Below are 271 nucleotides of genomic sequence, written 5' to 3'. Positions count from 1 at the left end.
GTATAGACGATCCGAGTACGCCAACAGTACCAACAGGTACCTCCGATGAAAACGATCCATGTAGCCCAGTAGGCATCAACACGACCGATAGTGATGGTGATGGTTTAACGGATTGTGAGGAAACTACGGGTATAGACGATCCAAGTACACCAACAGTACCAACAGGTACCTCCGATGAAAACGATCCATGTAGCCCAGTAGGCATCAACACGACCGATAGTGATGGTGATGGTTTAACGGATTGTGAAGAAACTACAGGTATAGATGATCC

At 46.9% G+C, this 271-nt stretch carries 1 pseudogene; it reads left to right on the top strand.

Annotated features, from left to right (window positions below):
* Positions 1–271, top strand: a pseudogene (locus ACNG5D_RS16135) (hypothetical protein); the annotation flags it as partial.

This window comes from Algibacter ulvanivorans (genome assembly GCF_048381495.1).
Lineage (GTDB): Bacteria > Bacteroidota > Bacteroidia > Flavobacteriales > Flavobacteriaceae > Algibacter_B > Algibacter_B ulvanivorans.
Note: the sequence above shows the minus strand (reverse complement) of the source record. Positions and strands in the feature narration are given on the sequence as shown.